Annotated in this window: 22 protein-coding genes; 12 read left to right on the top strand and 10 right to left on the bottom strand. The window is 52.1% G+C overall.

Annotation, left to right across the window (positions count from 1 at the left end; genetic code table 11):
- Nucleotides 1–34: 34 nt before the first annotated feature.
- Complete coding sequence (entD, locus tag AC0IWZ_RS04425; protein WP_034493807.1) at nucleotides 35–718, top strand: enterobactin synthase subunit EntD; 684 nt, start codon at nucleotides 35–37, stop codon at nucleotides 716–718.
- A 94-nt stretch (nucleotides 719–812) separates the two neighbouring features.
- Nucleotides 813–2,156 carry an NADP-specific glutamate dehydrogenase gene (gene gdhA, locus AC0IWZ_RS04420; protein ID WP_034493806.1) on the top strand — a complete coding sequence of 448 codons (1,344 nt, stop codon included), beginning with the start codon at nucleotides 813–815 and terminating at the stop codon, nucleotides 2,154–2,156.
- 88 nt (nucleotides 2,157–2,244) lie between these two features.
- Here the strand turns inward: gdhA and opgB are convergent, their stop codons facing one another.
- On the bottom strand, nucleotides 2,245–4,524 hold the full coding sequence (opgB, locus tag AC0IWZ_RS04415) for a phosphatidylglycerol--membrane-oligosaccharide glycerophosphotransferase (protein ID WP_471678067.1): 2,280 nt from the start codon (nucleotides 4,522–4,524) through the stop codon (nucleotides 2,245–2,247).
- 444 nt (nucleotides 4,525–4,968) lie between these two features.
- Here opgB and ahpC point away from each other — a divergent pair, with 444 nt between their 5' ends.
- Together ahpC and ahpF are read left to right on the top strand one after the other, a co-directional pair.
- Nucleotides 4,969–5,532, top strand: a complete 564-nt coding sequence (gene ahpC / locus AC0IWZ_RS04410; RefSeq protein ID WP_034493804.1) for an alkyl hydroperoxide reductase subunit C — start codon at nucleotides 4,969–4,971, stop codon at nucleotides 5,530–5,532.
- A gap of 103 nt (nucleotides 5,533–5,635) precedes the next feature.
- The gene (gene ahpF, locus AC0IWZ_RS04405) at nucleotides 5,636–7,195 is read left to right on the top strand and encodes an alkyl hydroperoxide reductase subunit F (protein WP_410372317.1); all 1,560 of its coding nucleotides are present in this window, start codon (nucleotides 5,636–5,638) and stop codon (nucleotides 7,193–7,195) included.
- Nucleotides 7,196–7,229: 34 nt separating this feature from the next.
- Here ahpF and AC0IWZ_RS04400 read toward each other — a convergent pair whose 3' ends face one another.
- Both AC0IWZ_RS04400 and cysS read right to left on the bottom strand, forming a co-directional pair.
- Nucleotides 7,230–7,892 carry a helix-turn-helix domain-containing protein gene (locus tag AC0IWZ_RS04400; RefSeq protein ID WP_410372318.1) on the bottom strand — a complete coding sequence of 221 codons (663 nt, stop codon included), beginning with the start codon at nucleotides 7,890–7,892 and terminating at the stop codon, nucleotides 7,230–7,232.
- A 90-nt stretch (nucleotides 7,893–7,982) separates the two neighbouring features.
- Nucleotides 7,983–9,371: a cysteine--tRNA ligase gene (gene cysS, locus AC0IWZ_RS04395; RefSeq protein ID WP_471678069.1), complete on the bottom strand. Its 1,389-nt coding sequence runs from the start codon at nucleotides 9,369–9,371 to the stop codon at nucleotides 7,983–7,985.
- Between the two features lie 189 nt (nucleotides 9,372–9,560).
- Between cysS and ppiB the strand changes: the two genes are divergently transcribed.
- From ppiB to mnmH, 5 genes are all read left to right on the top strand, one after another.
- Nucleotides 9,561–10,055, top strand: coding sequence for a peptidylprolyl isomerase B (ppiB, locus tag AC0IWZ_RS04390; protein WP_034493843.1), 495 nt, complete (start codon nucleotides 9,561–9,563; stop codon nucleotides 10,053–10,055).
- A 14-nt stretch (nucleotides 10,056–10,069) separates the two neighbouring features.
- On the top strand, nucleotides 10,070–10,789 hold the full coding sequence (gene lpxH, locus AC0IWZ_RS04385; protein WP_034493842.1) for a UDP-2,3-diacylglucosamine diphosphatase: 720 nt from the start codon (nucleotides 10,070–10,072) through the stop codon (nucleotides 10,787–10,789).
- Between the two features lie 138 nt (nucleotides 10,790–10,927).
- The gene (gene purE, locus AC0IWZ_RS04380; protein ID WP_034493801.1) at nucleotides 10,928–11,437 is read left to right on the top strand and encodes a 5-(carboxyamino)imidazole ribonucleotide mutase; all 510 of its coding nucleotides are present in this window, start codon (nucleotides 10,928–10,930) and stop codon (nucleotides 11,435–11,437) included.
- Nucleotides 11,434–12,498, top strand: coding sequence for a 5-(carboxyamino)imidazole ribonucleotide synthase (gene purK, locus AC0IWZ_RS04375; protein WP_471678071.1), 1,065 nt, complete (start codon nucleotides 11,434–11,436; stop codon nucleotides 12,496–12,498). The genes purE and purK overlap by 4 nt, the downstream gene beginning before the upstream one ends.
- A gap of 123 nt (nucleotides 12,499–12,621) precedes the next feature.
- Nucleotides 12,622–13,719, top strand: coding sequence for a tRNA 2-selenouridine(34) synthase MnmH (mnmH, locus tag AC0IWZ_RS04370; protein WP_471678073.1), 1,098 nt, complete (start codon nucleotides 12,622–12,624; stop codon nucleotides 13,717–13,719).
- A 31-nt stretch (nucleotides 13,720–13,750) separates the two neighbouring features.
- On the opposite strand, the gene AC0IWZ_RS04365 is transcribed toward mnmH, so the two are convergent.
- Genes AC0IWZ_RS04365 through AC0IWZ_RS04350 form a run of 4 tightly spaced genes read right to left on the bottom strand, consistent with a single transcriptional unit; the run spans nucleotide 13,751 to nucleotide 18,414 of the window.
- Nucleotides 13,751–14,653 carry a carbamate kinase gene (locus tag AC0IWZ_RS04365; RefSeq protein ID WP_471678075.1) on the bottom strand — a complete coding sequence of 301 codons (903 nt, stop codon included), beginning with the start codon at nucleotides 14,651–14,653 and terminating at the stop codon, nucleotides 13,751–13,753.
- An 18-nt stretch (nucleotides 14,654–14,671) separates the two neighbouring features.
- On the bottom strand, nucleotides 14,672–15,481 hold the full coding sequence (locus tag AC0IWZ_RS04360; RefSeq protein ID WP_471678077.1) for an oxamate carbamoyltransferase subunit AllH family protein: 810 nt from the start codon (nucleotides 15,479–15,481) through the stop codon (nucleotides 14,672–14,674).
- 2 nt (nucleotides 15,482–15,483) lie between these two features.
- Nucleotides 15,484–16,743 (bottom strand): YlbE family protein, encoded by a 1,260-nt coding sequence (locus AC0IWZ_RS04355; RefSeq protein ID WP_471678079.1) that lies wholly within the window; start codon nucleotides 16,741–16,743, stop codon nucleotides 15,484–15,486.
- A gap of 9 nt (nucleotides 16,744–16,752) precedes the next feature.
- Nucleotides 16,753–18,414: an acyl-CoA synthetase FdrA gene (locus AC0IWZ_RS04350; protein ID WP_471678081.1), complete on the bottom strand. Its 1,662-nt coding sequence runs from the start codon at nucleotides 18,412–18,414 to the stop codon at nucleotides 16,753–16,755.
- A gap of 295 nt (nucleotides 18,415–18,709) precedes the next feature.
- Between AC0IWZ_RS04350 and allD the strand changes: the two genes are divergently transcribed.
- The 3 genes from allD to allE are packed head-to-tail and all read left to right on the top strand — an operon-like array spanning nucleotide 18,710 to nucleotide 21,806.
- On the top strand, nucleotides 18,710–19,759 hold the full coding sequence (gene allD, locus AC0IWZ_RS04345; protein ID WP_471678082.1) for an ureidoglycolate dehydrogenase: 1,050 nt from the start codon (nucleotides 18,710–18,712) through the stop codon (nucleotides 19,757–19,759).
- 15 nt (nucleotides 19,760–19,774) lie between these two features.
- Nucleotides 19,775–21,007, top strand: coding sequence for an allantoate deiminase (gene allC / locus AC0IWZ_RS04340; protein ID WP_471678083.1), 1,233 nt, complete (start codon nucleotides 19,775–19,777; stop codon nucleotides 21,005–21,007).
- Nucleotides 21,008–21,020: 13 nt separating this feature from the next.
- A complete protein-coding gene (allE, locus tag AC0IWZ_RS04335; RefSeq protein WP_034493791.1) occupies nucleotides 21,021–21,806 on the top strand; it encodes a (S)-ureidoglycine aminohydrolase in 786 nt (261 codons plus the stop codon).
- A gap of 118 nt (nucleotides 21,807–21,924) precedes the next feature.
- Here the strand turns inward: allE and glxK are convergent, their stop codons facing one another.
- From glxK to allB, 3 genes are all read right to left on the bottom strand, one after another.
- Nucleotides 21,925–23,070, bottom strand: a complete 1,146-nt coding sequence (glxK, locus tag AC0IWZ_RS04330; RefSeq protein WP_471678084.1) for a glycerate 3-kinase — start codon at nucleotides 23,068–23,070, stop codon at nucleotides 21,925–21,927.
- A gap of 26 nt (nucleotides 23,071–23,096) precedes the next feature.
- Nucleotides 23,097–24,398, bottom strand: a complete 1,302-nt coding sequence (locus AC0IWZ_RS04325; RefSeq protein ID WP_471678085.1) for a uracil/xanthine transporter — start codon at nucleotides 24,396–24,398, stop codon at nucleotides 23,097–23,099.
- Nucleotides 24,399–24,465: 67 nt separating this feature from the next.
- Nucleotides 24,466–25,827 (bottom strand): allantoinase AllB, encoded by a 1,362-nt coding sequence (allB, locus tag AC0IWZ_RS04320; protein ID WP_471678086.1) that lies wholly within the window; start codon nucleotides 25,825–25,827, stop codon nucleotides 24,466–24,468.
- Nucleotides 25,828–25,864: the final 37 nt, after the last annotated feature.

Below are 25,864 nucleotides of genomic sequence, written 5' to 3'. Positions count from 1 at the left end.
CAGGGAGAGGGTTAGGGTGAGGGAGAAACATCTCATGAAAACCCAGCTCACAAATTTCAGCTTCCCCAATACTGGGCAACGAATCGTCCGCGTGGATTTTGACGCCACAACCTTTCAGCCCGACGACCTGTTATGGCTGCCGCACCACCCTCGCTTATCCAACGCCGTTATTAAGCGCAAAGCCGAGCATCTGGCAGGAAGGATTGCGGCATCTGAAGCACTACGTTTTCATGGCGTAAATGACTATGTGCCGGGAATTGGCTTGCACCGTGAACCCTGCTGGCCGCCCGGATTCACCGGCAGCATTACGCACAGCGGCAATGTGGCATTCGCGACGGTGGTGGCTGATTCTGCGGATATGCGCGAAGGCATCGGTATCGACTATGAAGAAATTATTGCCCCAAACATCGCCGAAGAAATTCATGGCGGGATTATAGATTGCGCAGAAAAAGAACTGTTGCGCCAATCCCCTTACCCTTTCCATTACGCATTAACCATGGCCTTTTGCGCAAAAGAAAGTTTATTCAAAGCTATGTTCCGCCATGTGGGTCGTTACTTTGATTTCTCTTATGCATCAATAAGTAAAATAGATGACACGCAATTGATTCTGACCCTCAACCATTCACTTGGGCCATACAAAAAAGGCAATAAATTCATGATTATATGGAATAATGACGCAGGGAAATTAATAACACTAATACAGCTCGGGCGGCAATAAAAAGAAATCGCTTGCGGTTAAGTAATAAGTGAATGTTATATTCGAAGAACACAACGCATATATAACATCTATTATTACAAGGACTTTTTGGACTATGGAAAACACGCTTTCCCTCGAATCATTCCTGACCTCTGTTCAACAACGCGATCCAAACCAACCCGAATTTGCCCAGGCAGTACGCGAAGTCATGACCACGCTCTGGCCGTTCCTGGAGCAAAATCCGCAATACCGCCATTCGGCACTTTTAGAGCGCCTTGTGGAACCTGAACGCGTGATTCAGTTCCGCGTGACCTGGGTTGATGATAAGAATCAAGTGCAGGTAAACCGCGCCTGGCGTGTGCAGTTCAGCTCAGCCATTGGCCCATTTAAAGGAGGAATGCGTTTCCACCCCTCCGTTAACCTCTCGATTCTGAAATTCTTAGGCTTTGAGCAAACCTTCAAAAATGCCCTGACCACGCTGCCAATGGGCGGCGGTAAAGGCGGCAGCGACTTTAACCCGAAAGGCAAAAGCGAAGGCGAAGTGATGCGTTTTTGCCAGGCACTGATGATGGAGTTGTATCGCCATCTGGGGCCAGACACTGACGTACCGGCAGGCGATATCGGCGTTGGCGGGCGTGAAGTGGGCTTTATGGCGGGAATGATGAAAAAGCTCTCCAACAATACTGCCTGCGTGTTTACCGGCAAGGGTTTGTCATTCGGCGGCAGCCTGATTCGCCCGGAAGCCACCGGTTACGGGCTGATTTATTTCACCGATGCAATGTTGCAACGCCACGGGCTGGGCTTTGAAGGCATGCGCGTGGCGGTTTCCGGCTCCGGCAACGTTGCGCAATACGCTATCGAAAAAGCGCTGTCATTGGGCGCTCGGGTCGTAACGGCGTCTGACTCCAACGGTACCGTCGTCGATGAAGCGGGCTTTACCACCGAAAAACTGGCGCGTTTGACAGAGATTAAATCCAGCCGCGACGGACGCGTGGCCGATTACGCCCGCGAATTTGGTCTGAAATATCTCGAAGGCCAGCAACCGTGGAGCGTTCCGGTTGATATCGCGCTGCCATGTGCCACGCAAAATGAGCTGGATACCGAAGCGGCACGCACGCTTATCGCCAACGGCGTGAAAGCGGTGGCTGAAGGCGCAAATATGCCCACCACTATTGAGGCGACGAATCTGTTCCTTGATGCGGGCGTATTGTTTGCACCGGGTAAAGCAGCCAACGCCGGTGGCGTGGCGACATCAGGCCTGGAAATGGCGCAGAATGCGGCACGCCTGGGCTGGAAAGCGGAGAAAGTGGATATTCGCCTGCACCACATCATGCTTGATATTCACGAAGCCTGCGTGAACTACGGCGGCGAAGAGAAACAAACGCATTATGTTCGCGGCGCGAATATTGCGGGCTTTGTAAAAGTGGCCGACGCGATGTTAGGCCAGGGCGTTTTATAAGTATTTGATGTAAATGGTGGATGACGCTGCGCTTATCCACCCTACGTTTCTTTGCGTAGGTCGGATAAGCGCAAGCGTCATCCGACAACTACGTGGCGGGCACGACTTTAATATCTTCCATACCAATCCCCAGCTTACGCGGTTCATGGCCAAGAATATTGCCTTCATTGGATAACTTCGGCTGCGGCGGAATAATTTCCAGCAGATTACTGCCCTCCGGGTTATCAAAATGCAAGGTAGTGGTACTTAATTCTTCGCCAAGCGTGAGTGTCTGCTGCTGGTTTCCGACTTTCACCGGCACTGGCTGGCCAATATTCGGGCCGAACGCTTTAGCCGTAATGACCAGGTCAAATTTCTCTGGCAGCGGTTCGGCATATTCAATTTTCACTTCCGGTGCCAGATTAGCATTTGACCAGCGCCCCCACTCTTCCGGGCGCGAAATCCCGCTAAACTCTTTGACGTTATCTGGCGCACCCGGCACGTTGAAAATAAAGCTATCGGCCTGGTAGCGAATGGCATTTTCATCCACTTTGAGTAACGCGACATTCTTTTTAAAGCGTGTTTTGTCGAGATCCTGTCTGGCGAATTCAACCGCATGTTGTTCCTGCTGCTGTTCGATTAAACGCACCGTAGGTTGACCGCCCATTTGCCCCTGAGCCACGCACAGCCCGGTGGAAAGTGCCAGTTTTGAATCCCACAAACGCGCCATTTTAAAACAGCGATCGACCCAAATGAATTTATCGTTTTCTTTAAAGTCAGCCAGTTGATAACGCAGCGGCGCGGAATATTCGCTTTCAGGCAACGGCTCGATTTTTTTATCCAGAATACGCAGCAACAAAGGCATTTTGAAATGTGCGCCAGAGTAGCTGAAGGTATTTTTCTTCTGGTCAATTTCATACTGAGTAATGGTTTTCGGGAAATTCCACAGATCGATAACGTCCGGTTTCCACTCCATCACTTTTTCTTTGACGTTAAGGAAGACAGATGCAATCGACTGCCCGGATAAACTGCTGCGCCCTAACCCAAGGTAATTATCACCGCCCAGAACATCCAACACCGTCGCTCCGTTATCCAGAGTGCTGCGTTTAACGGGCACCAAATCAGCCTGCGGTTTATCACCACGGAGAATAAAGAACAGGTTATTACGCTCGTGCTGATTGAGGTATTTATATGCAGTATTGTTCATTGCCAGATGGTCAGAACTCACCACAATCACGGTATTTTTAAAATATGGTGAGGCCTTTATTTTTTCGATAAGAGCGGCAATATGTTCCTGGCTACAGGCCACTGCGCTAAATGACTGGTTTTCTTTGCCGTCAAAATTATAGCTGCGGCGTTTACAGGTTTTTGAGATAAAACCGTCCGGGTGATGAGTATCAACCGTGAGCGTAAACAGCGAGAAACGCTTATTCGCTTTCGACAATTCCACATATTTCTCAAAGACTTCATCCAGTACTGTATCGTCATAAAAACCCCAGTTGTTGCGGTACTGCGGGTCAGCAACCATGGTTTTCAGCTCTTGCGCGCCGTACATGTGGTCAAAGCCGTGAGATTGTAAAAAGACGTCTTTGCCTGCAAAGCGTAAATCTGCGCCCTGCATAAAATAGTTTTCGTAGCCGGAGGCTTTCAAGATATCGCCGAGGCAAATATTCTTCGGGAAGAAGCTCGACATTGAAGCCGATGAATTCCCTTCGAATGGCGCAAATAATGGAATGCCGCATTGCGAAGCGACCATTCCGGCAATCGTATAATCGGTGCCCGGTAATTGCACGGTATGGCTGAAATCTATTCCTTCATTTTTAAGCCCGGTTAATTCCGGTGCTAAATCAGGGAATAATTCAGGTTCGAAATAGGTGCGCTCAAGACTTTCACCATAAATATAAACCAGGTTGAGTTTTGGATTTTTAATTACTCCCTGCGGAACCTGATAATACACAGCGAAGTCGGAATCACCCGAACGCGTTTGTGATTTCACCAGCTCAGTCACCTGACGAAAAGCCGGTGACGCATCCACCGAGGCCAGCGCCAAAACCAGCGCCAGCAAGCTGTAGCCAAAATGATGCGGATAACCTTTTCGGCGGCGTAAAACCCAGGTCAACGCGCCAAAAACCGCCACCAGCGCAACAAACACCCCCACGCCCGGCAGAATGTATTTACCAATTCCGGCTCCTGTCATGCTGCTGGTCAGCGTGTACAGTACCGCGTCGTTAATCCCTTCACCGGTAAAGTAATTACTGGCAACAAAAGTGACGTTCAGGACAATATAAAGACCCAAAATAAGAAGGATGGCGCTAAACCACCAGATATTGCGTCCAGCTTTAGCGGCATACACGGCGATGGCTGCAACAAACAACACAATTGAAAGCATTTCCGACAACGCCTGACCCTCGAAATAAACGCGCTCACTGGCGCAAAGCTGTATTCAGTCATTTCTGAAGGCTAAATCTAACGTTGTTGTCACGTTCCTGCAATTTCCATGACATGAAAGTGTGCTGCATTTCGGAATTGTTCGGGTTCTGTTGGCAAGATGAGTCAATGATCAATAGCTGGCAGCTATTACAATCATCGTTAATACAACGATTAGGTCGATTGACCGATACGCGGCATCAATGATTTAATCCCGCCGCTGTTATGATTTTTTAAAGTGGAATTGTAACGCGCAACAAATATAGGCCACCCGGCAACGGGTGGTTTTTTTTTGCCTGTCGCTCAGGTTGTTAGGTTATACCTTTTGATTCGATACAGCCTACCCATTAGAACCAAATGCTTATATTCGGTACCTTTCTCCCATCGCAAAACGGAGGAAGTACAGATGTCTTTAATTAATACAAAAATCAAACCATTCAAAAACAGCGCTTTTAAAAACGGTGAATTCGTTGAAGTTACCGAGCAGGATGTAGAAGGTCGCTGGAGCGTTTTCTTCTTCTATCCAGCTGACTTTACTTTTGTTTGCCCAACTGAATTGGGTGATGTTGCTGACCACTATGAAGAATTCCAGAAACTGGGCGTGGATATCTACTCTGTTTCCACCGACACCCATTTCACTCACAAAGCATGGCACAGCAGCTCTGACACTATCGCGAAAATCAAATACGCGATGATCGGCGACCCAACTGGCGCACTGACTCGTAACTTCGAAATCATGCGTGAAGACCAGGGTCTGGCTGACCGCGGCACCTTTATTGTTGACCCACAGGGCATCATTCAGGCTATCGAAGTGACTGCGGAAGGCATTGGCCGTGACGCATCTGACCTGCTGCGCAAAGTGAAAGCCGCTCAGTATGTGGCTTCTCACCCGGGTGAAGTTTGCCCGGCCAAATGGAAAGAAGGCGAAGCGACTCTGTCTCCGTCCTTAGATCTCGTCGGTAAGATCTAAAAAATAATAAGACAATAAACACCTGCAATAAGCAACTTAGTGGTGGGCAGCGCGCAAGCCTGTCCACCCTGCTTTTTCTCGCCAATACAACAGGGAGACACACATGCTCGATATTAATATGAAAACTCAACTCAAAACTTATCTTGAGAAGCTCACCAAACCTGTTGAGTTGATTGCAACACTTGATAACAGCGTCAAGTCTTCTGAATTAGGCGCTCTGTTGGCGGATATTGCGGGATTGTCCGACAAGATTACGTTCACCATTAATAACGATTTGCCGGTGCGCAAACCGTCATTTTTGATTACCAATCCAGGCTCCGATAAAGGCCCGCGTTTTGCCGGTTCCCCACTCGGCCACGAATTTACGTCTCTGGTTTTAGCTTTGCTGCAAACCGGGGGACACCCGTCGAAAGAGTCGCAGGATTTGCTGGAGCAAATTCGTGAAATCGACGGCGATTTCCATTTTGAAACCTATTACTCGCTCTCCTGCCACAACTGCCCGGACGTGGTGCAGGCGCTGAACCTGATGAGCGTGTTGAACCCGCGTATCAGCCACACGGCGATTGATGGCGGCGTTTACCAGAATGAGATTACGGATCGCAATGTCATGGGCGTACCCGCGGTATTCCTGAACGGTAAAGAGTTCGGACAGGGGCGCATGACGCTGGCTGAAATCGTCAGCAAAATTGATACCGGGGCTGAAAAACGTGCTGCCGAAGCGTTGAATAAACGCGAGGCCTACGATGTGCTGATCGTCGGCAGTGGCCCGGCAGGTGCGGCGGCGGCAGTGTACTCCGCGCGTAAAGGCATTCGCACCGGTCTGATGGGCGAGCGTTTCGGCGGCCAGGTTTTAGATACCGTTGATATTGAAAACTACATTTCAGTGCCAAAAACTGAAGGCCAGAAACTGGCTGGCGCACTGAAAGCGCACGTTGATGATTACGACGTTGACGTTATCGACACGCAAAGCGCCAGTAAACTGATCCCGGCGCAAACCGAAGGCGGATTACACCAGATTCAAACGGCCTCGGGCGCCACACTGAGCGCACGCAGCATCATCATTGCGACGGGTGCAAAATGGCGCAACATGAATGTGCCGGGCGAAGAACAGTACCGCACTAAAGGCGTGACGTACTGCCCGCACTGCGACGGCCCACTGTTTAAAGGCAAACGCGTGGCGGTGATTGGCGGCGGCAACTCCGGCGTGGAAGCGGCGATTGACCTGGCGGGTCTTGTTGAACACGTTACGCTGTTGGAATTTGCCCCGGAAATGAAGGCCGACCAGGTCTTGCAGAAGAAACTTCGCAGCCTGAAAAACGTCGATATTATTTTGAATGCCCAAACGCTGGAAGTGAAAGGCGACGGCAGCAAAGTGACTGGACTGAAGTATCAGGATCGTGTGACACAAGAAGTGCATGATATTGAGCTGGCAGGTATTTTCGTGCAAATCGGTCTGTTGCCAAACACCAACTGGCTGGAAGGCAGCGTTGAACGTAACCGCATGGGTGAAATCATCATTGATGCGAAGTGCGAAACCACGGTGAAAGGCGTATTTGCGGCGGGTGACTGCACTACCGTCCCATACAAACAGATTATTATCGCCACCGGCGAAGGTGCCAAAGCCTCTCTAAGCGCGTTTGATTATCTGATTCGCCATTCATAATAAAAAGCGGCTCATCATTCGATGGGCCGCTTTTTTAATATTCTTTTGGCAAATATTTTACCGTCACCAGCTTTCCGCGCTTTATCTCAACATAATCCCCACGGCGTAACTCACCCAGAATCGCCATGATGGTGCTTCGGGCAAGTTGCGTACGTTCCTGAATAAAGTCCGCCACATTAATATTGCAGCGCATCTCAGGCGCAAGGGTATAAAGCTCAATTAATTTATTGCGCACCATGACATACGCCGACACACCTACCAGATGCTCTTCACGCAGGGAGTAAATCTGCAAAAACCAGGAAAGAATGCTCGCGACCGGCTCCCATAACTGTTGTTGCGTAAAAATGGCAAATGCCTGATCGGCTGGCACAACGCGCGCCGTACACGTTTCTTCAACCTTTAAAAACCAGCCACCCCGCGGCCTCATACATTCTGCAATGCCAAAAATCAGCTCTCCGCGAACCGAAGAAAGCACCAAACCGTCAACGCTACGAATAGCGCTGAAATGCCCGTCGGCAAATAAATAGAGGGATTTTTCATTTTCCCGAATAGCGTAAATCTCATCCCGAGAATGAAAAATTTGATCGGTTCCCACCGCGCTAAGCGCCTGACGCAACAACGCTATTTCAGTGACTGGACGAGGGGGATAAAACGATGGATAGCTGTGGCCGCTGTTTTGATTATTTACCGTATCCATGAATAGACCTTTTTTAATTCTTATCTCCAATATAATAGCTGATAAAAAAAGCGGCCTAAGCCGCTTTCTGTATTATTGAGGGAATAAAAATTACTTGCGACGCCAGGTGGTACCCTGCGCACCGTCTTCCAGCACGATACCCATTTCATTGAGGCGGTCACGAGCCTGGTCTGCCAGCGCCCAGTCTTTAGATTGACGCGCATCGTTACGCTGTTTGATAAGCGCTTCGATTTCAGCCACTTCGCTGTCATCGGACTGCGCCCCGCCTTGCAGGAACGTTTCTGGATCTTGCTCAAGCAAGCCCAGCACGCCCGAAAGCTGGCGTAACGCCGCCGCCAGGCCATTTGCCGCAGCCAAATCTTCTGTTTTCAAGCGGTTCACTTCACGCGCCATATCAAACAGTACGGAATAGGCTTCCGGCGTATTAAAGTCATCATCCATCGCTTCACGGAAACGTGCTTCAAACGCTTCGCCACCGGCAGGCTGAACATTTGAATCTGTGCCGCGCAGTGCAGTGTACAAACGCTCCAGAGAAGCACGCGCCTGTTTCAGGTTTTCTTCGCTGTAGTTCAACTGGCTACGATAGTGACCGGACATCAGGAAGTAGCGAATGGTTTCCGCGTCGTAATATTTCAGCACGTCGCGCACGGTAAAGAAGTTACCCAGTGATTTGGACATTTTCTCGCGATCGACCATCACCATGCCTGAGTGCATCCAGGTATTAACGTATTCGCCGCCGTGCGCACAGGTGGACTGCGCGATTTCGTTTTCGTGGTGCGGGAACATCAAATCTGAACCACCACCGTGAATATCAAAATGGTTGCCGAGCTGTTTGCAGTTCATCGCCGAACATTCGATGTGCCAGCCTGGACGGCCCTCGCCCCACGGCGACTGCCAGCTTGGCTCACCCGGTTTAGACATCTTCCACAGCACGAAATCCATTGGGCTGCGCTTAACGTTCGCTTCAACTTCAACACGAGCGCCAGCTTGCAGTTGATCCAGATCCTGACGCGAAAGCTTGCCGTAATCCGCGTCGGTTTCCACGGAGAACATCACATCGCCATTGCTGGCAACATAGGCGTGATTACGCTCGATAAGCTGTTCAACAATTTCGATGATGTCTGGGATATGTTTAGTGGCGCGAGGCTCGCTGTCCGGGCGCAAAATGTTCAGCGCGTCGAAATCGGTATGCATTTCAGCCACCATACGATCAACCAGCGCCACAAAATCTTCGCCGTTTTCGTTAGCGCGTTTGATAATTTTGTCGTCGATATCAGTAATGTTGCGCACGTATTTCAGCTTATAGCCGATAAAACGCAGGTAACGCGCAACCACATCGAAGGCAACAAAAGTACGGCCATGTCCGATATGACACAAATCGTAAACGGTGATACCACACACGTACATGCCAACCTCTCCGGCATGAATAGGTTTGAATTCCTCTTTTTGGCGACTCATTGTATTGAAGATTTTTAACATCAGGGGATTCCATGTAAGTGTGTCGAAACGGTGCAATTGGCTATATTAAACCATAATTTTACCCAGAGGCAGTGTGCTTTGCGAGGATATAGCTTACTGACTCACAGTGTACAGTTATGCTATAACAACCACCTTGTGTGGCGGCACCGTCTGCCGGAACACTGTCTGACTAAATATAGGATGCACAGCATGGTTACTTTTCATACTAATCACGGCGATATCGTAATCAAAACTTTTGATGATAAAGCGCCTGAAACTGTTAAAAACTTCCTCGAGTACTGCCGCGAAGGTTTCTACGCCAACACCATTTTCCACCGTGTGATCAACGGTTTTATGATCCAGGGCGGCGGTTTTGAACCGGGTATGAAGCAGAAAGAAACCAAAGACACCATTCAAAACGAAGCGAATAACGGCCTGAAAAATACCAAGGGCACGCTGGCAATGGCTCGTACCCAGGCGCCACATTCTGCAAGCTCCCAGTTCTTCATTAACGTAGCGGATAACGATTTCCTGAACTTCAGCAGCGAAAGCATGCAAGGTTGGGGTTATTGCGTATTTGCCGAAGTCGTTGAAGGCATGGACGTAGTAGAGAAAATCAAAGGCGTGTCCACGGGTCGCAGCGGTATGCACCAGGACGTTCCTAAAGAAGACGTGGTTATCACTAGCGTAACCGTAAGCGAATAATTCGCCCGATGGCGATGACGCTTTTTATCGCAGATTTACATCTGTGTTCAGAAGAACCGGCGATCACCGCCGGTTTTCTGCGTTTTCTGGCAGGCCGCGCTCGGGAAGCAGACGCGCTTTATATCCTTGGCGATCTCTTTGAAGCCTGGATTGGCGACGACGATCCGGAGCTGCTGCACCGCCAAATCGCGCTAGCCATCAAAGACCTGGTGGATTCTGGCGTGCCTTGCTTCTTTATTCATGGCAACCGGGATTTCCTGCTTGGCAAACGTTTTGCCCGCTTAAGCGGTATGACGCTGCTGCCAGAAGAAAAAATCGTTGAACTGTATGGCCGCAAAATATTGCTGCTGCACGGCGACACGCTATGTACTGACGACCACGGTTATCAGGCGTTCCGCAAAAAAGTCCACCAGCCCTGGCTGCAATGGTTATTCCTCGCCCTACCGCTGTTTATCCGCAAACGCGTCGCCGCCAAAATGCGTGCTGACAGCAAAGCCTCAAATAGCAGTAAATCTATGGCGATTATGGATGTGAACCCGCACGCGGTTATCGACGCCCTCGAACGTCATCAGGTGCAATGGATGATCCACGGTCATACCCATCGCCCGGAAATTCATCCGATTTCAGCCAATGGTAAACCCGCGTTTCGCTGCGTGCTTGGCGCATGGCACACGCAGGGATCGATGATTAAAGTCACTGCCGAAGACGTAGAGTTAATTCCTTTCTCCTTTTAAATAAAATCACCTCTTTTTGCCGTTTTGTTAACCACGCAACCGTTTTCCTTGCTCTATGTTCATGGTATTCTCTGAGCCCTTCTGACCGACCGAGCCACGTTCGGTGATGTTTGCATACCCACAGGAGTTTTGAGACGCATGTCCTCCAACCAGACCCCAGCGCGTATCGCCATTGTCATGGGTTCCAAAAGTGACTGGGCTACCATGCAGTTTGCCGCAGAAATCCTCACCGCCCTTGAAGTCCCGCACCATGTAGAAGTGGTTTCCGCACACCGCACTCCCGATAAACTGTTCAGTTTTGCCGAACAAGCAAGCGACAACGGTTTGCAGGTGATTATTGCGGGTGCAGGCGGAGCGGCACATTTGCCGGGCATGATTGCGGCGAAAACTCTAGTCCCCGTGCTGGGCGTGCCCGTTCAAAGTGCGGCATTAAGCGGCGTAGACAGTCTCTATTCTATTGTGCAAATGCCGCGTGGTATTCCCGTCGGCACGCTGGCGATTGGCAAAGCAGGTGCTGCGAATGCCGCGCTGCTGGCCGCTCAAATTCTTGCCCTGCATGACAGCGGCTTGCATCAGCGCCTGCAAGCGTGGCGTCAAAGTCAGACTGACGAAGTGCTGGAAAACCCGGATCCACGGGGTGATGCATGAAACGCGTCTGCGTATTAGGTAATGGTCAGTTAGGCAGAATGCTGCGCCAGGCGGGTGAACCGCTGGGCATCGCCGTTTATCCGGTTGGCCTTGATGCCGAACCTGAAGCTGTGCCATTTGCACAAAGTGTTATTACCGCAGAAATCGAGCGCTGGCCTGAAACCGCCCTCACCCGCGAATTAGCGCGTCATAACGCGTTTGTGAATCGCGATGTTTTCCCGATTATCGCCGACCGTCTGACACAAAAGCAGCTATTCGATAAGCTCGAACTGGCTACCGCACCGTGGCAACTGCTCTCTGGCCGTGATGAATGGGCAGGTGTTTTCCAAAATCTGGGTGAATTAGCCATTGTGAAACGCCGCGTTGGCGGTTACGACGGGCGCGGGCAGTGGCGTTTACACAGCCATGAAACCGATCAGTTGCCTGACGATTGCTATGGCGAGTGCATCGTTGAGCAAGGGATTAACTTCTCGGGTGAAGTTTCGTTAGTAGGCGCTCGCGGTCACGATGGCACAACCGTGTTCTATCCGCTGACGCACAATCTGCATCAGGACGGCATTCTGCGCACCAGCGTGGTGTTCCCACAGGCCAACATTGAGCAGCAGCAACAGGCGGAAGCCATGCTTTCGGCGATTTTGCACGAGCTGAATTATGTTGGCGTGATGGCGATGGAGTGCTTTATCACTCCCGCCGGGTTGCTGATTAACGAGCTTGCGCCGCGCGTACATAACAGCGGGCACTGGACGCAAAATGGCGCATCCATCAGCCAGTTTGAACTGCATCTGCGGGCGATTGTGGAACTGCCACTGCCGCAACCGGTGGTGAACTCACCTTCAGTGATGGTCAATCTTATCGGCACCGACCTGAATTACGACTGGCTGAAACTGCCGCTGGTCCATTTACACTGGTACGATAAAGAAGTGCGCGAGGGCCGCAAAGTCGGCCATCTTAACCTGAACGACAGCGATACCGGCAGACTGAGCGCTTCTCTCGAGGCACTGGTACCGTTGCTTCCAGCGGAATACGCCAGCGGCATTGCCTGGGCGCAAAGTAAGTTCTAATCACAGTAGCGGGTGGCTTTTTTACTCACCCGCTCTGCCCCTCAATTTCCCCAGCCTTTCTTTTCTATACGCGAAAGCGCACAATCCACGGCGTTTCTGGCCTCACTCGCTCTAAGGTTTTATATGCAAAACGCTCGTCCTGATACTCAAAATTATGACCATCTGCTGCGCAACGGTACGGCGCTTATCGACGTGCGCGCGCCGGTTGAATTCAGCCAGGGGGCGATGCCTGGCGCGCTGAATTTACCGCTGATGACCGATGAAGAGCGTGCAGCCGTAGGCACTTGCTATAAGCAGCATGGGCAGCAGGCGGCGGTGAAATTAGGGCATAGTCTGGTTCATGGCAAAATCCGTGAGGCGCGTTTGCAAAAGTGGCTTGCCGCATGCCGCGAAAATCCGCAGGGTTATCTGTGTTGCGCACGCGGCGGGATGCGTTCGCATCTGGTTCAGCAATGGTTACGCGAAGCGGGTGTTGACTATCCGCTGGTCGAAGGCGGCTATAAAGCACTGCGCCATTACGCAATGGACGTGATCGAAACCCGCTCGCGCTGGCCGATGATTTTGGTCAGCGGTAACACTGGCGGGGGCAAAACCATTCTGATTCGCTCATTGCCAACCGGCGTTGACCTTGAAGGGTTGGCGCACCATCGTGGTTCCTCATTTGGCCGCACGATTGTGGAACAGCCCTCGCAAACGAACTTTGAAAATAACCTTGCTGTTACCCTGCTGAAGAAAAGTGACGGTGGCGAAGTCACCTGGGTTATTGAAGATGAAGGCCGCATGATTGGCTCGCGCCATATTCCGGAATGCTTCAGAGAGCAGATGCTGCGTTCACCGATTGTGGTGATTGAAGACCCGTTTGAGCAGCGTTTAGAGCGCCTGAAAACCGAATATTTCCAGCAAATGAGCAGTGCGTTTTTGTCGATTCATGACGAAGAAACGGCCTGGCAAAACTATGGCGAATATTTGCATCATGGCCTGTTTGCTATACGCCGTCGTTTGGGGCTGGAGCGTTTTGCTCAGTTCAGCAAACATCTGGATAACGCGCTGGAATTGCAACGTAAAACCGGTTCCGTTGAGGGGCATCTGGCCTGGCTTGCGCCACTGCTCGAAGAGTATTACGACCCGATGTATCGTTACCAGCTCAGCAAAAAAGCGGGAAATATTGTGTTTCGTGGCGACTACAGCCAGGTCGAATCCTGGCTGCGCAGCCGGACGTAACGCGGACAACTTGCGTCATCCGCCATAAAACTTACATTGCGATGCAGGTTCCGGCTTCACCCGCCAGAATCTGTTCGATTTGATCCAACGCCCCAATCCATGCTGGTTTGTGGTGTTGGCGAACAAAACTGCTGACCGCCGCAACTTTTGGCCCCATTGAACCATCTGATTTCGCAAACGGTGCCAGCGCGTCGGGTGTCGCCCGGCGAATTGCCCGTTGCTGTGGCGTGCCCCAGTTTTCATACACCGCATCGGCATCGGTCAGAATCAGTAGCCCGTCCGCGTCAATCTGTTGCGCCAGTAACGCCGCCGCCAGATCTTTATCAATCACCGCTTCCACACCATCCAGCCCATTTTTGCCTTCGACCATCGCCACCCCGCCGCCACCGCTGCACACCACCATATGGTTATGTTTTAAAAGCAGCTCGATGGCTTCGCTGTCGATAATTTTAAGCGGCGCCGGTGACGCCACGACGCGGCGAATATAACGGCCATCGGCTTTCATCAGCCAACCGTGTTGTGCTTCAAGGACGGGTTGTTGCTCCGGGGAATAAACCGGGCCGATGAACTTTTCGGGTGATGTAAACGCCGGATCATGGCGGTCCACCAGCATACGCGTCAACACGGCGGTAACTGGCGGCATATGCGGTTGCTGCGCCATACGCTGCGCCAGCATATAGCCAATCATGCCCTGGCTTTCGGCCACCAGAACATCGAGCGGATAAGCCGCGACCTCTTTATACGCCTGGTTTTGCAGTGCCAGCAGCCCTACCTGCGGGCCGTTGCCATGCACCACTGCGACGCGAAAATCTTTCGCCAGCCGCGCCAGCGCACTCGCCACTTTATCAATATTGCGGTACTGATTTTCCACGCTCAGCGCTTCACCACGCTGTAGCAGCGCGTTCCCGCCAAGAGCTACGACTAAAGTTTTCATCACATATCCTTGTAAACGTTACAGTACGACCCGCTGCCCTAACCAAAAACCCAGCAAAGTATCCGCGCCCGAAGTGTGTCCCAGTGATAACAATTGCCGGGTGGCAAACGGCAGGCGAGCCGGTGAAGTTAATGAATGTGCAAAATGCAGTAATGGCGAGGAGAACACGCCCTGTGCGGCAAAGCGCAGATAGTTAACGCTCACTTGCGTTGTCGTCGCGCGTAAATCAACGGAGGCGTCAAAAAAACGGGCGCCGCATTCTGCACTTAACCGGCGGTGATACCACCCTGCCAGCAACATGCCGACCAGAATATCGTCGTGGGTCGGCGTTAAACCTGGCCCTTTCCCGAGCATCCGACACCAGTTCACCACCTTGCCTGCAAGCGACGTGCGGAAACTACGTTGAAACTGGCGTAACTCCACGGGTAACGGCTGGCTGGCAATCGTAGAAAGCGGGCCATAAAGCCCGGTTTCCGCATTGCAATACAACAGCGAGGTTTGCAAACAGGGTACAGCCGGGTTATCCGGCAGGCGAAGCGAGCACTCACGTTGCGGCGCAACCAGATGATATCCGGCTAAATTCAGCCCCTTCTCGGTAACGCTGATTGGGGTATCACGCTTAATAGCCAGCCGCAGGCGCTGGTGATCGTCATGGCGCAGCACCCATCCCATCGGGCTGACCCCTTCTCCGGCGCGGTGCAGCGTTAATAATGCGCCGTCGTTGGCGGCCAGATTAATGGTGCGCGGGTAGACCCCCGCGACCCGCCAAAGCTGGCGGAATGCGGGAGCCTGACGACTCCGCAGCAACGGTAATAAGCACTCGCTCACTTTTATTCCACACCCAAAGATTCAGCCAGCGCCTCAAGCGCCTGCTCAAAACAAGCCAGAGGCGCACGCACCGTACCCGCGCCAATCTGCCCGACGCCCGCGTCTTTATGGGCGATACCGGTGTTGATTAGCGGCGTAATCCCCGTTTCGACGATGCGACGAATATCCAGCCCCAGACACGCGCCCTGGAAATCCCAGCCTGGAATAGTGAGCTGCATATTGCGCTCGAGGAAAATCTCCGCCATTTCTTCGGATACGGTCTGTGCCGCGTCCATACCGCCCGCGCCCACAAAGCGCGTCACGCCGGGTGCTGCAATCATTGCCGCGCCGCCGATGCCGAAGGTTTCGGTAATGGCACTATCACCCATATCCGGGTTCGCCTGCTCCTGGGAATATCCAGTGAAGAACAAACCCTGCGGCGTATTGACGGGAGCGGTGAACCAGCGGTCACCCAGCCCGCTCACGCGAATACCGAACTCATGCCCATTGCGCGTCATCGCAGTCACAATGCTGCCCGCTTTGATTTCCGCTCCGGCATCCATTGCCGCTTTGCAGTACGCCATCGCCAGGTTCAGGAAGAACTGATCGGTGACACTCAGGAAATCCATCACTTGCGCAAGCTCGGCTTTATCGTGATTCAGGCGGATAATGTGCGGTGCCAGCGTGCGCATCAGCAATGCGGAGGTCGCGATATTACGCTGGTGAAACTCATCCCCCATCGTGATGCCCTGCGCCATCATGGCGGTGAGGTCAACCCCACGTTCCATTTGCGAAAGTGCGGCGCTCAATACCGGAGCCAGCACATCATGCATCCAGCGATGGCGCGCCTGTACGTCTTCTCCATAGGCACCAAAACGCATTACTTTGCCGATGCCTTCGTTGAGATTGCAGTAGGCGCGATTGCCGTCAGTGATATTTTCCACCACCAGCATCGGCATATGTGCCGAAGTAATCCCGCCCATCGGGCCAACGGCATTAACGTGGTGGCAAGGCACAAAAGTGACATCCCCCCCCTCCAGCAATTGCAGCGCCTGCGCTTCATCTTTTGCCCAGCCTTCGAACAGGCATGCGCCGATGCAGGCTCCTTTCATCGGCCCGGTCATGTTTTCCCATACCATGGGCGGCCCGGCGTGCAGCAGCGTCATGCCGCGATTTAGCACGCTAATCAGCGATGCGGCAGGTTTAACATCCAGCCAGTGTGGGCGGGCTTTGCGAATACGTTCAATCACTGCGGTGTTGGCTTGCGCCACAGATGTCGTCATAACAACCTCTTAGTGTAAACGAGCTAATAAACGGGCCAGATGAGGATTGCCACCGGCAATCGGCGCCCACTGGAAATGCACCACGGCGGTAGATGTCGCCTGTAAATCCTGAGCAAAGCTGCGCAGCCCGGCATTGATCACCGCCACGCCATCGAGCAGTGAAGGTGCGGATTGCTCGGCTTGCGCGGGAGCGGAAGCGATAAGCGAACTCGCAAGCTGCGTGGCCTGCGGCAAGGTGTCCATCACCATCACGCCCGCATCACGCAAAATTGCGCGTTGCCCAGAGCGGCACTGCGGATCTTGTTCCGTTCCCGTGACAGTAGCGATAATCGCCAGTGGCGTAGCGCGTTTGGCTTTTAGCGCGCAAATCGCTTCTGCAAGCGTAGCGGCGGGGTTTTCCTGAGCGCCGTAACCGATCACCACATCGAGCAATAACACGCCGACTTCCGGCTGGTTCGCCAGGTCTTTGATCATTTGATTACGCGTGGACGGGTCAATCATCGGATGCGGTTTGCCGACGGTGTAGAAATCATCCCCCAGATCGATGACCCGGTGCCCGTCAGCATCAAGCATGGTGCCGTGATGGTGCGCGTCGTCGGCCTCCACACCCAGCTGTTCGGCCAGCAACATCGCGGTTTCCGCAGCCAGCGTGCCGCCGGTAAACAAGCCGCTGATTTTGCCGCCGACCACATTGGGTGAAAGCGCCCGCGCACGTTCAACGCTGCCGAGCAAGCATGCAATACGCGCTGCTTCGTCGATGGTGTCAGCAAACCAGATATTGCCATCGCGTTTAGTGGCAGATTTATGGCCGAGAAACAGCGCTACCACCGGCTTGCTTTGCGCCTGCATCGCCGCAATGACCTTTTTACGAATCGCTTCTGCAGGGGGTTTTGAGACAAAGGCCAGCACCTGACTTTGCGCATCGTGACTCAGCATCTCTAACGCGGTTAACGCGCTAATGCCGCCCACCTGTGCCGATAAATCTCGCCCGCCCAGCCCCAGGGCGTGGGTGATCCCTTCGCCGCCGAGTGCAATCTGCGAAATCAACTCCTGAATACCGGTGCCGGATGCGCCAATCACGCCGATGTTGCCCTGTGGCATCACGTTGGCGAACGCCAACGGCGTACCCGCCACAATGGTGGTGCCACAATCTGGCCCCATCACAATCAAACCTTTCTCGCGGGCTTTGGTTTTCAGCGCGATTTCATCTTCAAGCGAGACGTTATCGGAGAAGATCATCACGTTCTTGTCGCTGTCCAACGCCTGGTTTGCGAGTTGTGCCGCATATTCCCCGGCGATAGAAATCAGTGCCAGATTGGCTTTAGGCAGCTTCTGGCAGGCACTTTCCCAACGCCTTGCCTGCACCAGTTTTTGCCCGTTGCCGCCAGCCTGCCCGGCGCTTTCCAGAGCAGAATCAAGCTGCTGGCAAATGAGTTGCACAATCGCAGCATCTTCATTCTCACTGCGAATGGCCACACAAATATCGTTAGGCGTTGCTCCAGTAAAATCTTTATGCCAGAAGCCTGTGTTTTCGAGCAGCGTCTTATTAGCAGGCGTGCCCATCATTACCGAAACATCATCGACATCTTCGGTTTCGCTCAGCTTGCGGGAAATAAGCATTAAGCTGACCGAATCCTGAAAACATCCTTTCTTAATAAAGGCGTGAATCATTGATAATTCCTCATCACCGAAAAGCCTGTTGAATGGCTTGCAGGTTATTTCCTCAATGAATTAATTAAGGTGACAAATATCACAACAAATTTATTAGCAAAGTTATTCAAATAGTCACACGGGAATTGTTTAATATTATCTGCATATCTATTAATTAAAATTAATTACAGAAAACACAGCCATCTTCAAATTAATTCTAACAATAAAAATAACCCTGTTGAGATCACAATTTTTATCATTCCAGCGGGTATGTTATGGCGGAATTAAGCTCTATGGGTAACAGAAAGGAAGACAGATGAAAATCAGTCGGGAAACACTCCAGCAGCTCATCATAAACAAATTATCCGCGGCCGGACTCAAGAAAGACCATGCGGCTACCGTGGCAGAAGTGCTGGTCTATGCCGATGCTCGTGGGATTCACTCTCACGGGGCGGTACGTGTTGAATACTACGCACAGCGCATCTCGCAGGGTGGAACAAACTGTAATCCGCAGATCCGCTTTGAACAGACTGGCCCATGCTCCGCCATTTTGCATGGTGACAACGGTGCCGGCCAGGTGATGGCAAAACTGGGTATGGAACACGCCATCAGCATGGCGAAAGAGAACGGCGTGGCGGTGGTTGGTATTCGTAGTATGGGCCACAGCGGGGCGCTTTCGTACTTTGTGCAACAGGCTGCAAAAGCCGGTCTGGTAGGGGTTTCAGTTTGTCAGTCCGACCCGATGGTGGTGCCGTTTGGTGGCGCAGAAATCTATTACGGGACGAATCCTCTGGCGTTTGCGGCCCCCGGTGAAAACGATGATGTTGTCACGTTTGATATGGCAACGACCGTGCAGGCATGGGGCAAAATTCTCGACTCGCGGGCGCGTAATACGCCAATTCCGGACAGCTGGGCGGTGGATAAAAATGGCCAGCCGACCACCGATCCGTTTGCCGTTCATGCTTTATTGCCCGCCGCTGGGCCGAAGGGCTACGGGCTAATGATGATGATTGATGTGCTTTCCGGCATTTTGCTTGGCCTGCCGTTTGGCAAACAGGTCAGCTCAATGTATGACGATTTAAGTGCCGGGCGTAATCTTGGTCAATTACATATTGTGATTAACCCTGACTATTTTGGTGGCAGTGATTATTTCCGCAGAGCAATAACGCAAACCATGCAGCAATTAAATGCGGTTAAACCCGCTCCGGGATTCTCACAAGTTTATTATCCTGGTCAAAATCTGGATATTTACGAGAAAACGACAGCGCGTGAAGGCATCGAGATCGTTGAAGAAATTTACGAGTATTTAATTTCCGATGCGTTATATACCCGTTCTTATGAAACCAAAAATCCTTTCGCGCAATAATTAAGGATAATCATCATGACTTCGTTTCAGTCTGACATAGAAGAAACATTGCCCTGGCTTTCGTCTTTTGGTGCCACACCTGACGGCGGAATAACGCGTTTGCTTTATTCCCCGCAGTGGCTTGAAGCGCAACAGCAGTTTAAATCGCGCATGCAGCAAGATGGTCTGCAAACACGTTTTGATGAAGTCGGCAATTTATATGGCCGCATCAATGGCACGCGTTACCCCGAAGAGGTGATTCTGAGCGGTTCTCATATTGACTCCGTGGTTAACGGCGGCAATCTGGATGGGCAGTTTGGTGCTTTAGCGGCGTGGCTTGCGATTCGCAGGCTTTATAAAACCTACGGCGCACCGCTACGCACCCTGGAAATGGTGGCGCTGGCAGAAGAAGAAGGGAGCCGTTTCCCTTATGTATTCTGGGGCAGTAAAAATATCTTCGGCCAGGCCGATCCTGAAGATGTGCGCCACATTGCAGACGCCAAAGGTATTCCTTTCACTCAGGCGATGAGTGAATGCGGCTTCACCCTTGCCGCCGCCCCACTAAAACCACGGGCTGATATCAAAACCTTTGTGGAATTGCATATTGAGCAAGGGCGTATTCTGGAAACCCATCAACAAGAGATTGGTGTAGTTACCGCGATTGTCGGCCAACGTCGCTACACCGTGATGTTGAGCGGTGAGTCAAACCACGCGGGCAGTACGCCGATGAGTTATCGCCGCGACACGGTTCATGCCTTTAGCCGCATCTGCTGTGAAAGCATTGCAAAAGCACAAGCGATGGGCGACCCGCTGGTGCTGACCTTCGGCAAAGTGGAACCGCAGCCCAATACCGTGAACGTAGTGCCAGGAAAAACCTGTTTCACCATTGATTGCCGCCATACCGATGCCGCCCTGCTCAAAGCCTTTACCGGGGAGCTTGAGGCCGATATGCGCCGTATTTGTGATGAGATGAATATCGGTATTGATATTGATTTGTGGATGGACGAAGCCCCGGTGCCAATGGATACGCATTTGGTGGATAAACTGGAAACCATTTGCCAGTCCGAAAAGCTGAATTATCGCCTGATGCACAGCGGAGCCGGGCACGATTCACAAATTTTCGCCCCACAGGTACCGACCTGTTTAATTTTCATGCCGAGCATTGGCGGTATTAGCCATAACCCCGCAGAAGCAACACATATAAAAGATTTGGCCGCAGGGGTGAAAACCCTGGCGTTAATGCTTTACGAACTGGCTTATAAAGAATAAGGAAGAAAAAGAAATGGGTTATCTTAATAACAACACGGGTTACATCAGCGATTTACTGGCTTCGCGCTCCATTATTAAACGTGGCAACTACGCGTTAATTACGCCCGACGGTTTGGTGAAAAATATTATTCCCGGTTTTGAAAACTGCGACGTAACCATTTTATCAACGCCTAAACTGGGTGCGACCTTTGTCGATTACCTGGTGACGCTACATCAGGATGGCGGGAACAATATCGGCTTTGGCGGCGACGGCGTTGAAACCTTTGTTTATGTTATCGACGGCGCTATCAAAGCCCGCGCTGGCGAACAGAGCTTCACACTCACACAAGGGGGTTATTTATATTGCCCGCCTGATACCGCAATGACTTTTATTAATAATCACTCGCAAGACAGTCGCCTGTTTTTATATAAACGCCGCTATATTCCAGCTAACGGGCACAAAGCTCATATCGTCAGCGGGAATGTGAATCAGCTTGAGCGTATTGAATATGAAGGCATGAGCGACGTGATTTTGCAGGATCTGCTGCCGAAAGATCTCGGCTTCGATATGAACATGCACATTCTGTCATTTACTCCGGGCGCATCCCACGGCTATATCGAAACCCACGTTCAGGAACACGGTGCCTATATCCTCAGCGGTCAGGGCGTTTACAACCTCGATAACGAATGGATACCGGTAAAACAGGGCGATTACATTTTTATGGGCGCTTATTCATTGCAGGCGGGTTATGGCGTGGGACGCGGTGAAGCATTTAGTTATATCTATTCAAAAGACTGTAACCGTGATGTAGAGATTTAAGGTTTTTGTCGGATTTGAATGTCGGATGACGCTGCGCTTATCCGACCTACGAAAAACTGATTTTATATGATTTTTCTTAGCTTGTCGGTTTGGCCACGGATAATACCGTGGCCTTTTTTTATGCCGGAATCGCCTGCCCCAACTTCATCGCCTGAGCGATATTCCGCGCGCAATGTTGCAGGTTAATTTCCCCCTGCAATAACACGGTGGCTAGCGGAGCAAGGCGCGGGAGGATGCTGAATACAGCGTCGATACCATGCTGATGCACCACTTCTACACCTTCCCCAAGTACACCGGCCATGCCGATAACGGGTACACCGAGGCGGTGAGCCACTCGCGCAACACCGATTGGCGCTTTGCCGCCGACGGTCTGGCTGTCGATGCGCCCTTCGCCGGTGATCACTAAATCAGCGCCTTCGAGTACCTGTTCAAGGTTGACCGCATTCATGATGATGTCGATGCCCGGTTTCAATTTGCCGCCGAGGAAAATCTCTGCCGCAACGCCCATGCCGCCAGCCGCTCCGCCGCCGACAATCGCGTTAATATCACGCCCCGTCTGCGCTCCCAGAATTTCAGCCAGATTTGCCAGCCCATTATCAAGCTGGATGACCATTTCCGGCGTCGCCCCTTTTTGTGGGCCGAAGACCGCAGCCGCCCCTCGCGGCCCGGTGAGCGGGTTATCCACATCGCAGGCGATTTCAAAATGACATTCTTTGACTCGTGGGTCGATTTGTTGCTGGTCGATATGGGAAAGAGAACTCAATGCACCGCCGCCCGCGGCCAGTTCGTTGCCATCAGCATCGTAAAAATGCACGCCCAACGCCTGCGCCATGCCGATACCTCCGTCAACGGTCGCGCTGCCGCCAATGCCGAGAATAATGTGGCGGATACCCGCATTAAGCGCGTGTTTGATAAGCTCCCCGGTACCAAAACTGGTGGCAGACATCGGGTTACGCAGTTCGGGTTCCACCAGCATTAATCCACTGGCCGCCGCCATTTCAATCACCGCCGTGTGCCCGTCCCCGGTGACGCCATAGAATGCCTCTACCGGTTGGCTCATTGGCCCGCTCACGGTCAGCGTCACAAGTTTGCCGCGAGTGGCCGCAATCATCGCTTCTACCGTCCCCTCCCCGCCGTCGGCAATGGGCAGGCAGACGTATTGGGCCTCCGGGAAGATTTCCTCAAACCCTTTTTTAATGGCCTGCGCCGTGCGTTCCGCGCTCAGGCTTTCTTTAAATGAATCCGGTGCAATCACAATTTTCATTATTTATTCCTTAACAATGTGGGGCGTTATTTCACGCGATCCCAGGGGAAGAGGTTTTCCAGCGCCACAGCAAGCAGCACACCCATCAACAGGCCGTTGCTGAGTAACGGACGCACCAATAACGGAAGCTGCTGCAAATACGCCCCCGGGACGCCCATCAAAAACACGCCGCAGAACAGCGGAATAGCGATGCGATAAATGTTGCGTGAGTTCAGCGTGGTGAGATTTACAAACAGCAACGACGACCACAGCAACGGCAGGTACGCTACCAACATCACGGCACTGCTAATCGTGAGCGGAATAGCGCAGAAAAAACGCGTCAGCGGTGGAAAAAGACCAATCAACAAAAACAGCAGGCTGCCAACAACAAATGCGCGGCGCGTCGCATCCTGGGTTTGAGTTATCAGGCCAATTGAGGAGACGAAGGGCGAGAAAGGAATCACACCCAGCGGTGCCCCCATTAATGTCATCGCGCCGGAAACAACAAAACTGCGCCGGTATAGCGCAGGCATGGCAGGCGTGTTGCCATAGAAAGTGTCGCTGCCACGGATCGCGCCAAACGTGTTGGAGATATTCACCAGCCCCGTCAGCACAGCGGTGATCACAATGCCGGGTTTGATATCCAGCGAATGCCCGAGCGGGAACCACTGCCAGCTCTGGTTTTGTGTGATGACGTGAGTATTCCCAAACCAGCAAACGTAAATGCCCCAGCCCAGAATGGTGCCGAGCAAAACGGCAAATTTCCCGATGCGCTGCGGGAGAATCACAATAAAGGTGACGATAAAAATCACCACCGCCACGGCGAGGGAAAATGCCGATCCGTTGAGATCAACCGGCCCGTTCACCGCACCAAACGGCAGCCCAAGCATGCCTTTAAAAAAGATGGTGGTAAGCTGCGCGCCGAGTAAGAACATAAACACAATCATCACTGCCGGGCGAAAAAGCCTGGCAAGCCACGGCCCTAATCCGCTAAACCCAATCACCATCGTCAGAACCCCCGCCAGCGCAATGCCCAAAGCGAGGCTGCCGCCAATCGAAGCCAGCGGCGTTCCTTGCGCGGACTCAGCCAGCGTGAGAGTTAAAATCGTGCCCCACCACAGTCCGCCCGGCCCTTCCATCAATGCACGACGATGGCCAAAAAAAGCCTGAAGCAGACAAGCCAGCGCGGTCGTCACAAAAGAATACTGCGTCAGCACAAATGTCGTGGCGGAAGTGAGATGAAATGCGGATTGCAACGTCGGCGGGATAACCACCGTATTGCAGAAAATAAAGAAGAACCACTGAAAACCAGACAGCCAGGTGTCCCGGCTAAGACGCACAGCTTCCATAATTCCACCCTGTAAAATGACAAAAAAGCCGCGCCCGGGCTCAACGAGCGCAGCTGCAAGTAAACGATTACTGCTGGTGTTTCAGAATGAATTTACCGATTGGTTTCGCGCCAAATCCGCTTTCAATGTCGTAAATCACCTCACCACGCAGAATAGTTTTCAGGATACGTGCGCCGATGGTGCGACCGACGTAAGGGCTAACTTTGTGGCGATATTCCAGATCTTCGTTTTTCAGCACGTAAGACGAGTTCGGCTGGATGAACACCAGATCCGCATCTTTGCCCGGCGCGATATGGCCTTTATTTTGCAAACCAAAGATATCTGCCGCATTGCCCGACATTAGTTTGGCGAACGTTGGCAGCGACATGCCGCGCTTTTGCACCGCTTCATCAAACATCACATCCATACAGCTTTGCAGACCAGCAATACCGCCCCAGGCCTGCATGATGTTGCCTGCTTTCATATCCGGCGGGCATGGTGAGTGGTCAGAAACCAGGCAGTCGATTTCACCGTTGAACAGTTTTTCCCACATCCCTTTCTGGTTTTGCGCATCGCGAATTGGCGGCGAGCATTTTGCCAGGGTGCCGATTTCTTCAAACTGATCGGTATCGAGCACAAAGTAATGCGGGCAGGATTCGCAGGTAACATCCTGGCCTTCCTGACGTGCGCGAGTCACTTCAGCCACGCCTTCCGGGCTGCTGACGTGGCAAACGTGCAGGCGGCAACCGGCAACTTTTGCCAGGTACAAAATGCGGCGAATCGCTTCGACTTCGGTGAAGACCGGGCGTGAGGCCACATAGTCATGGGCAGTAACACGGCCTTCGCGTTTTGCTTCGTCACCCAATTCGTCACAAATCAGCGCGTTTTCGCAGTGCACTAATACTGGCTGACCCAATTTTCCGAGCTTCTGAGCGCCTTTGAAGAACTGGAAGTCGTTCACGTCGCGGAAGTCGTTGTCGATACCGCGATCGCCACAGGTTGCCACGAAGCATTTGAAGCCAACCACGCCGACTTCGTCCAGTTCATGCAGACGGTCGATGTTGTAAGAAACCAGGCCACCGAGCTGCGCAGCATCAATAGTCAATTTGCCTGCGGCGGCATCGAATTTCATTTCAATGCTGGAACGGTCAACCGTAGCAGGGAGCTGGTTGAGCGGCATTTCGATCATCGTGGTGATGCCGCCTTTAGCCGCAGCACGTGTGCCAGTGGCGTAGCCTTCCCAATGGCTGCGGCCTGGTTCAGAAATATGGGTGTGAGCATCGACCATGCCAGGTGCAACTATCAGACCGGTAGCATCCATCACCTTCGCTGCGCCGTTCAGACCATTGCCGATGGCGGCTATTTTGCCGTCTTTAACGGCAATATCGGTAACTAATGCTTCGTTGTCTAAAATGACGGTGCCGTTTTTAATAATCAGATCGTAAGACATATACTTCTCCTTGTAAGGGTACAGATTTTTATTAAGT

The organism is Buttiauxella sp. AC142 (assembly GCF_979253435.1).
The sequence above is the reverse complement of the archived record's forward strand: the minus strand, read 5'-3'. Positions and strand labels throughout refer to the sequence as shown.

Coding starts and splice junctions, on each gene's coding strand:
- entD (WP_034493807.1), top strand. CDS start 35: ATGAAAACCCAGCTCACAAATTTCAGCTTCCCCAATACTGGGCAACGA.
- gdhA (WP_034493806.1), top strand. CDS start 813: ATGGAAAACACGCTTTCCCTCGAATCATTCCTGACCTCTGTTCAACAA.
- opgB (WP_471678067.1), bottom strand. CDS start 4,524: ATGCTTTCAATTGTGTTGTTTGTTGCAGCCATCGCCGTGTATGCCGCT.
- ahpC (WP_034493804.1), top strand. CDS start 4,969: ATGTCTTTAATTAATACAAAAATCAAACCATTCAAAAACAGCGCTTTT.
- ahpF (WP_410372317.1), top strand. CDS start 5,636: ATGCTCGATATTAATATGAAAACTCAACTCAAAACTTATCTTGAGAAG.
- AC0IWZ_RS04400 (WP_410372318.1), bottom strand. CDS start 7,892: ATGGATACGGTAAATAATCAAAACAGCGGCCACAGCTATCCATCGTTT.
- cysS (WP_471678069.1), bottom strand. CDS start 9,371: ATGTTAAAAATCTTCAATACAATGAGTCGCCAAAAAGAGGAATTCAAA.
- ppiB (WP_034493843.1), top strand. CDS start 9,561: ATGGTTACTTTTCATACTAATCACGGCGATATCGTAATCAAAACTTTT.
- lpxH (WP_034493842.1), top strand. CDS start 10,070: ATGACGCTTTTTATCGCAGATTTACATCTGTGTTCAGAAGAACCGGCG.
- purE (WP_034493801.1), top strand. CDS start 10,928: ATGTCCTCCAACCAGACCCCAGCGCGTATCGCCATTGTCATGGGTTCC.
- purK (WP_471678071.1), top strand. CDS start 11,434: ATGAAACGCGTCTGCGTATTAGGTAATGGTCAGTTAGGCAGAATGCTG.
- mnmH (WP_471678073.1), top strand. CDS start 12,622: ATGCAAAACGCTCGTCCTGATACTCAAAATTATGACCATCTGCTGCGC.
- AC0IWZ_RS04365 (WP_471678075.1), bottom strand. CDS start 14,653: ATGAAAACTTTAGTCGTAGCTCTTGGCGGGAACGCGCTGCTACAGCGT.
- AC0IWZ_RS04355 (WP_471678079.1), bottom strand. CDS start 16,743: ATGACGACATCTGTGGCGCAAGCCAACACCGCAGTGATTGAACGTATT.
- AC0IWZ_RS04350 (WP_471678081.1), bottom strand. CDS start 18,414: ATGATTCACGCCTTTATTAAGAAAGGATGTTTTCAGGATTCGGTCAGC.
- allD (WP_471678082.1), top strand. CDS start 18,710: ATGAAAATCAGTCGGGAAACACTCCAGCAGCTCATCATAAACAAATTA.
- allC (WP_471678083.1), top strand. CDS start 19,775: ATGACTTCGTTTCAGTCTGACATAGAAGAAACATTGCCCTGGCTTTCG.
- allE (WP_034493791.1), top strand. CDS start 21,021: ATGGGTTATCTTAATAACAACACGGGTTACATCAGCGATTTACTGGCT.
- glxK (WP_471678084.1), bottom strand. CDS start 23,070: ATGAAAATTGTGATTGCACCGGATTCATTTAAAGAAAGCCTGAGCGCG.
- AC0IWZ_RS04325 (WP_471678085.1), bottom strand. CDS start 24,398: ATGGAAGCTGTGCGTCTTAGCCGGGACACCTGGCTGTCTGGTTTTCAG.
- allB (WP_471678086.1), bottom strand. CDS start 25,827: ATGTCTTACGATCTGATTATTAAAAACGGCACCGTCATTTTAGACAAC.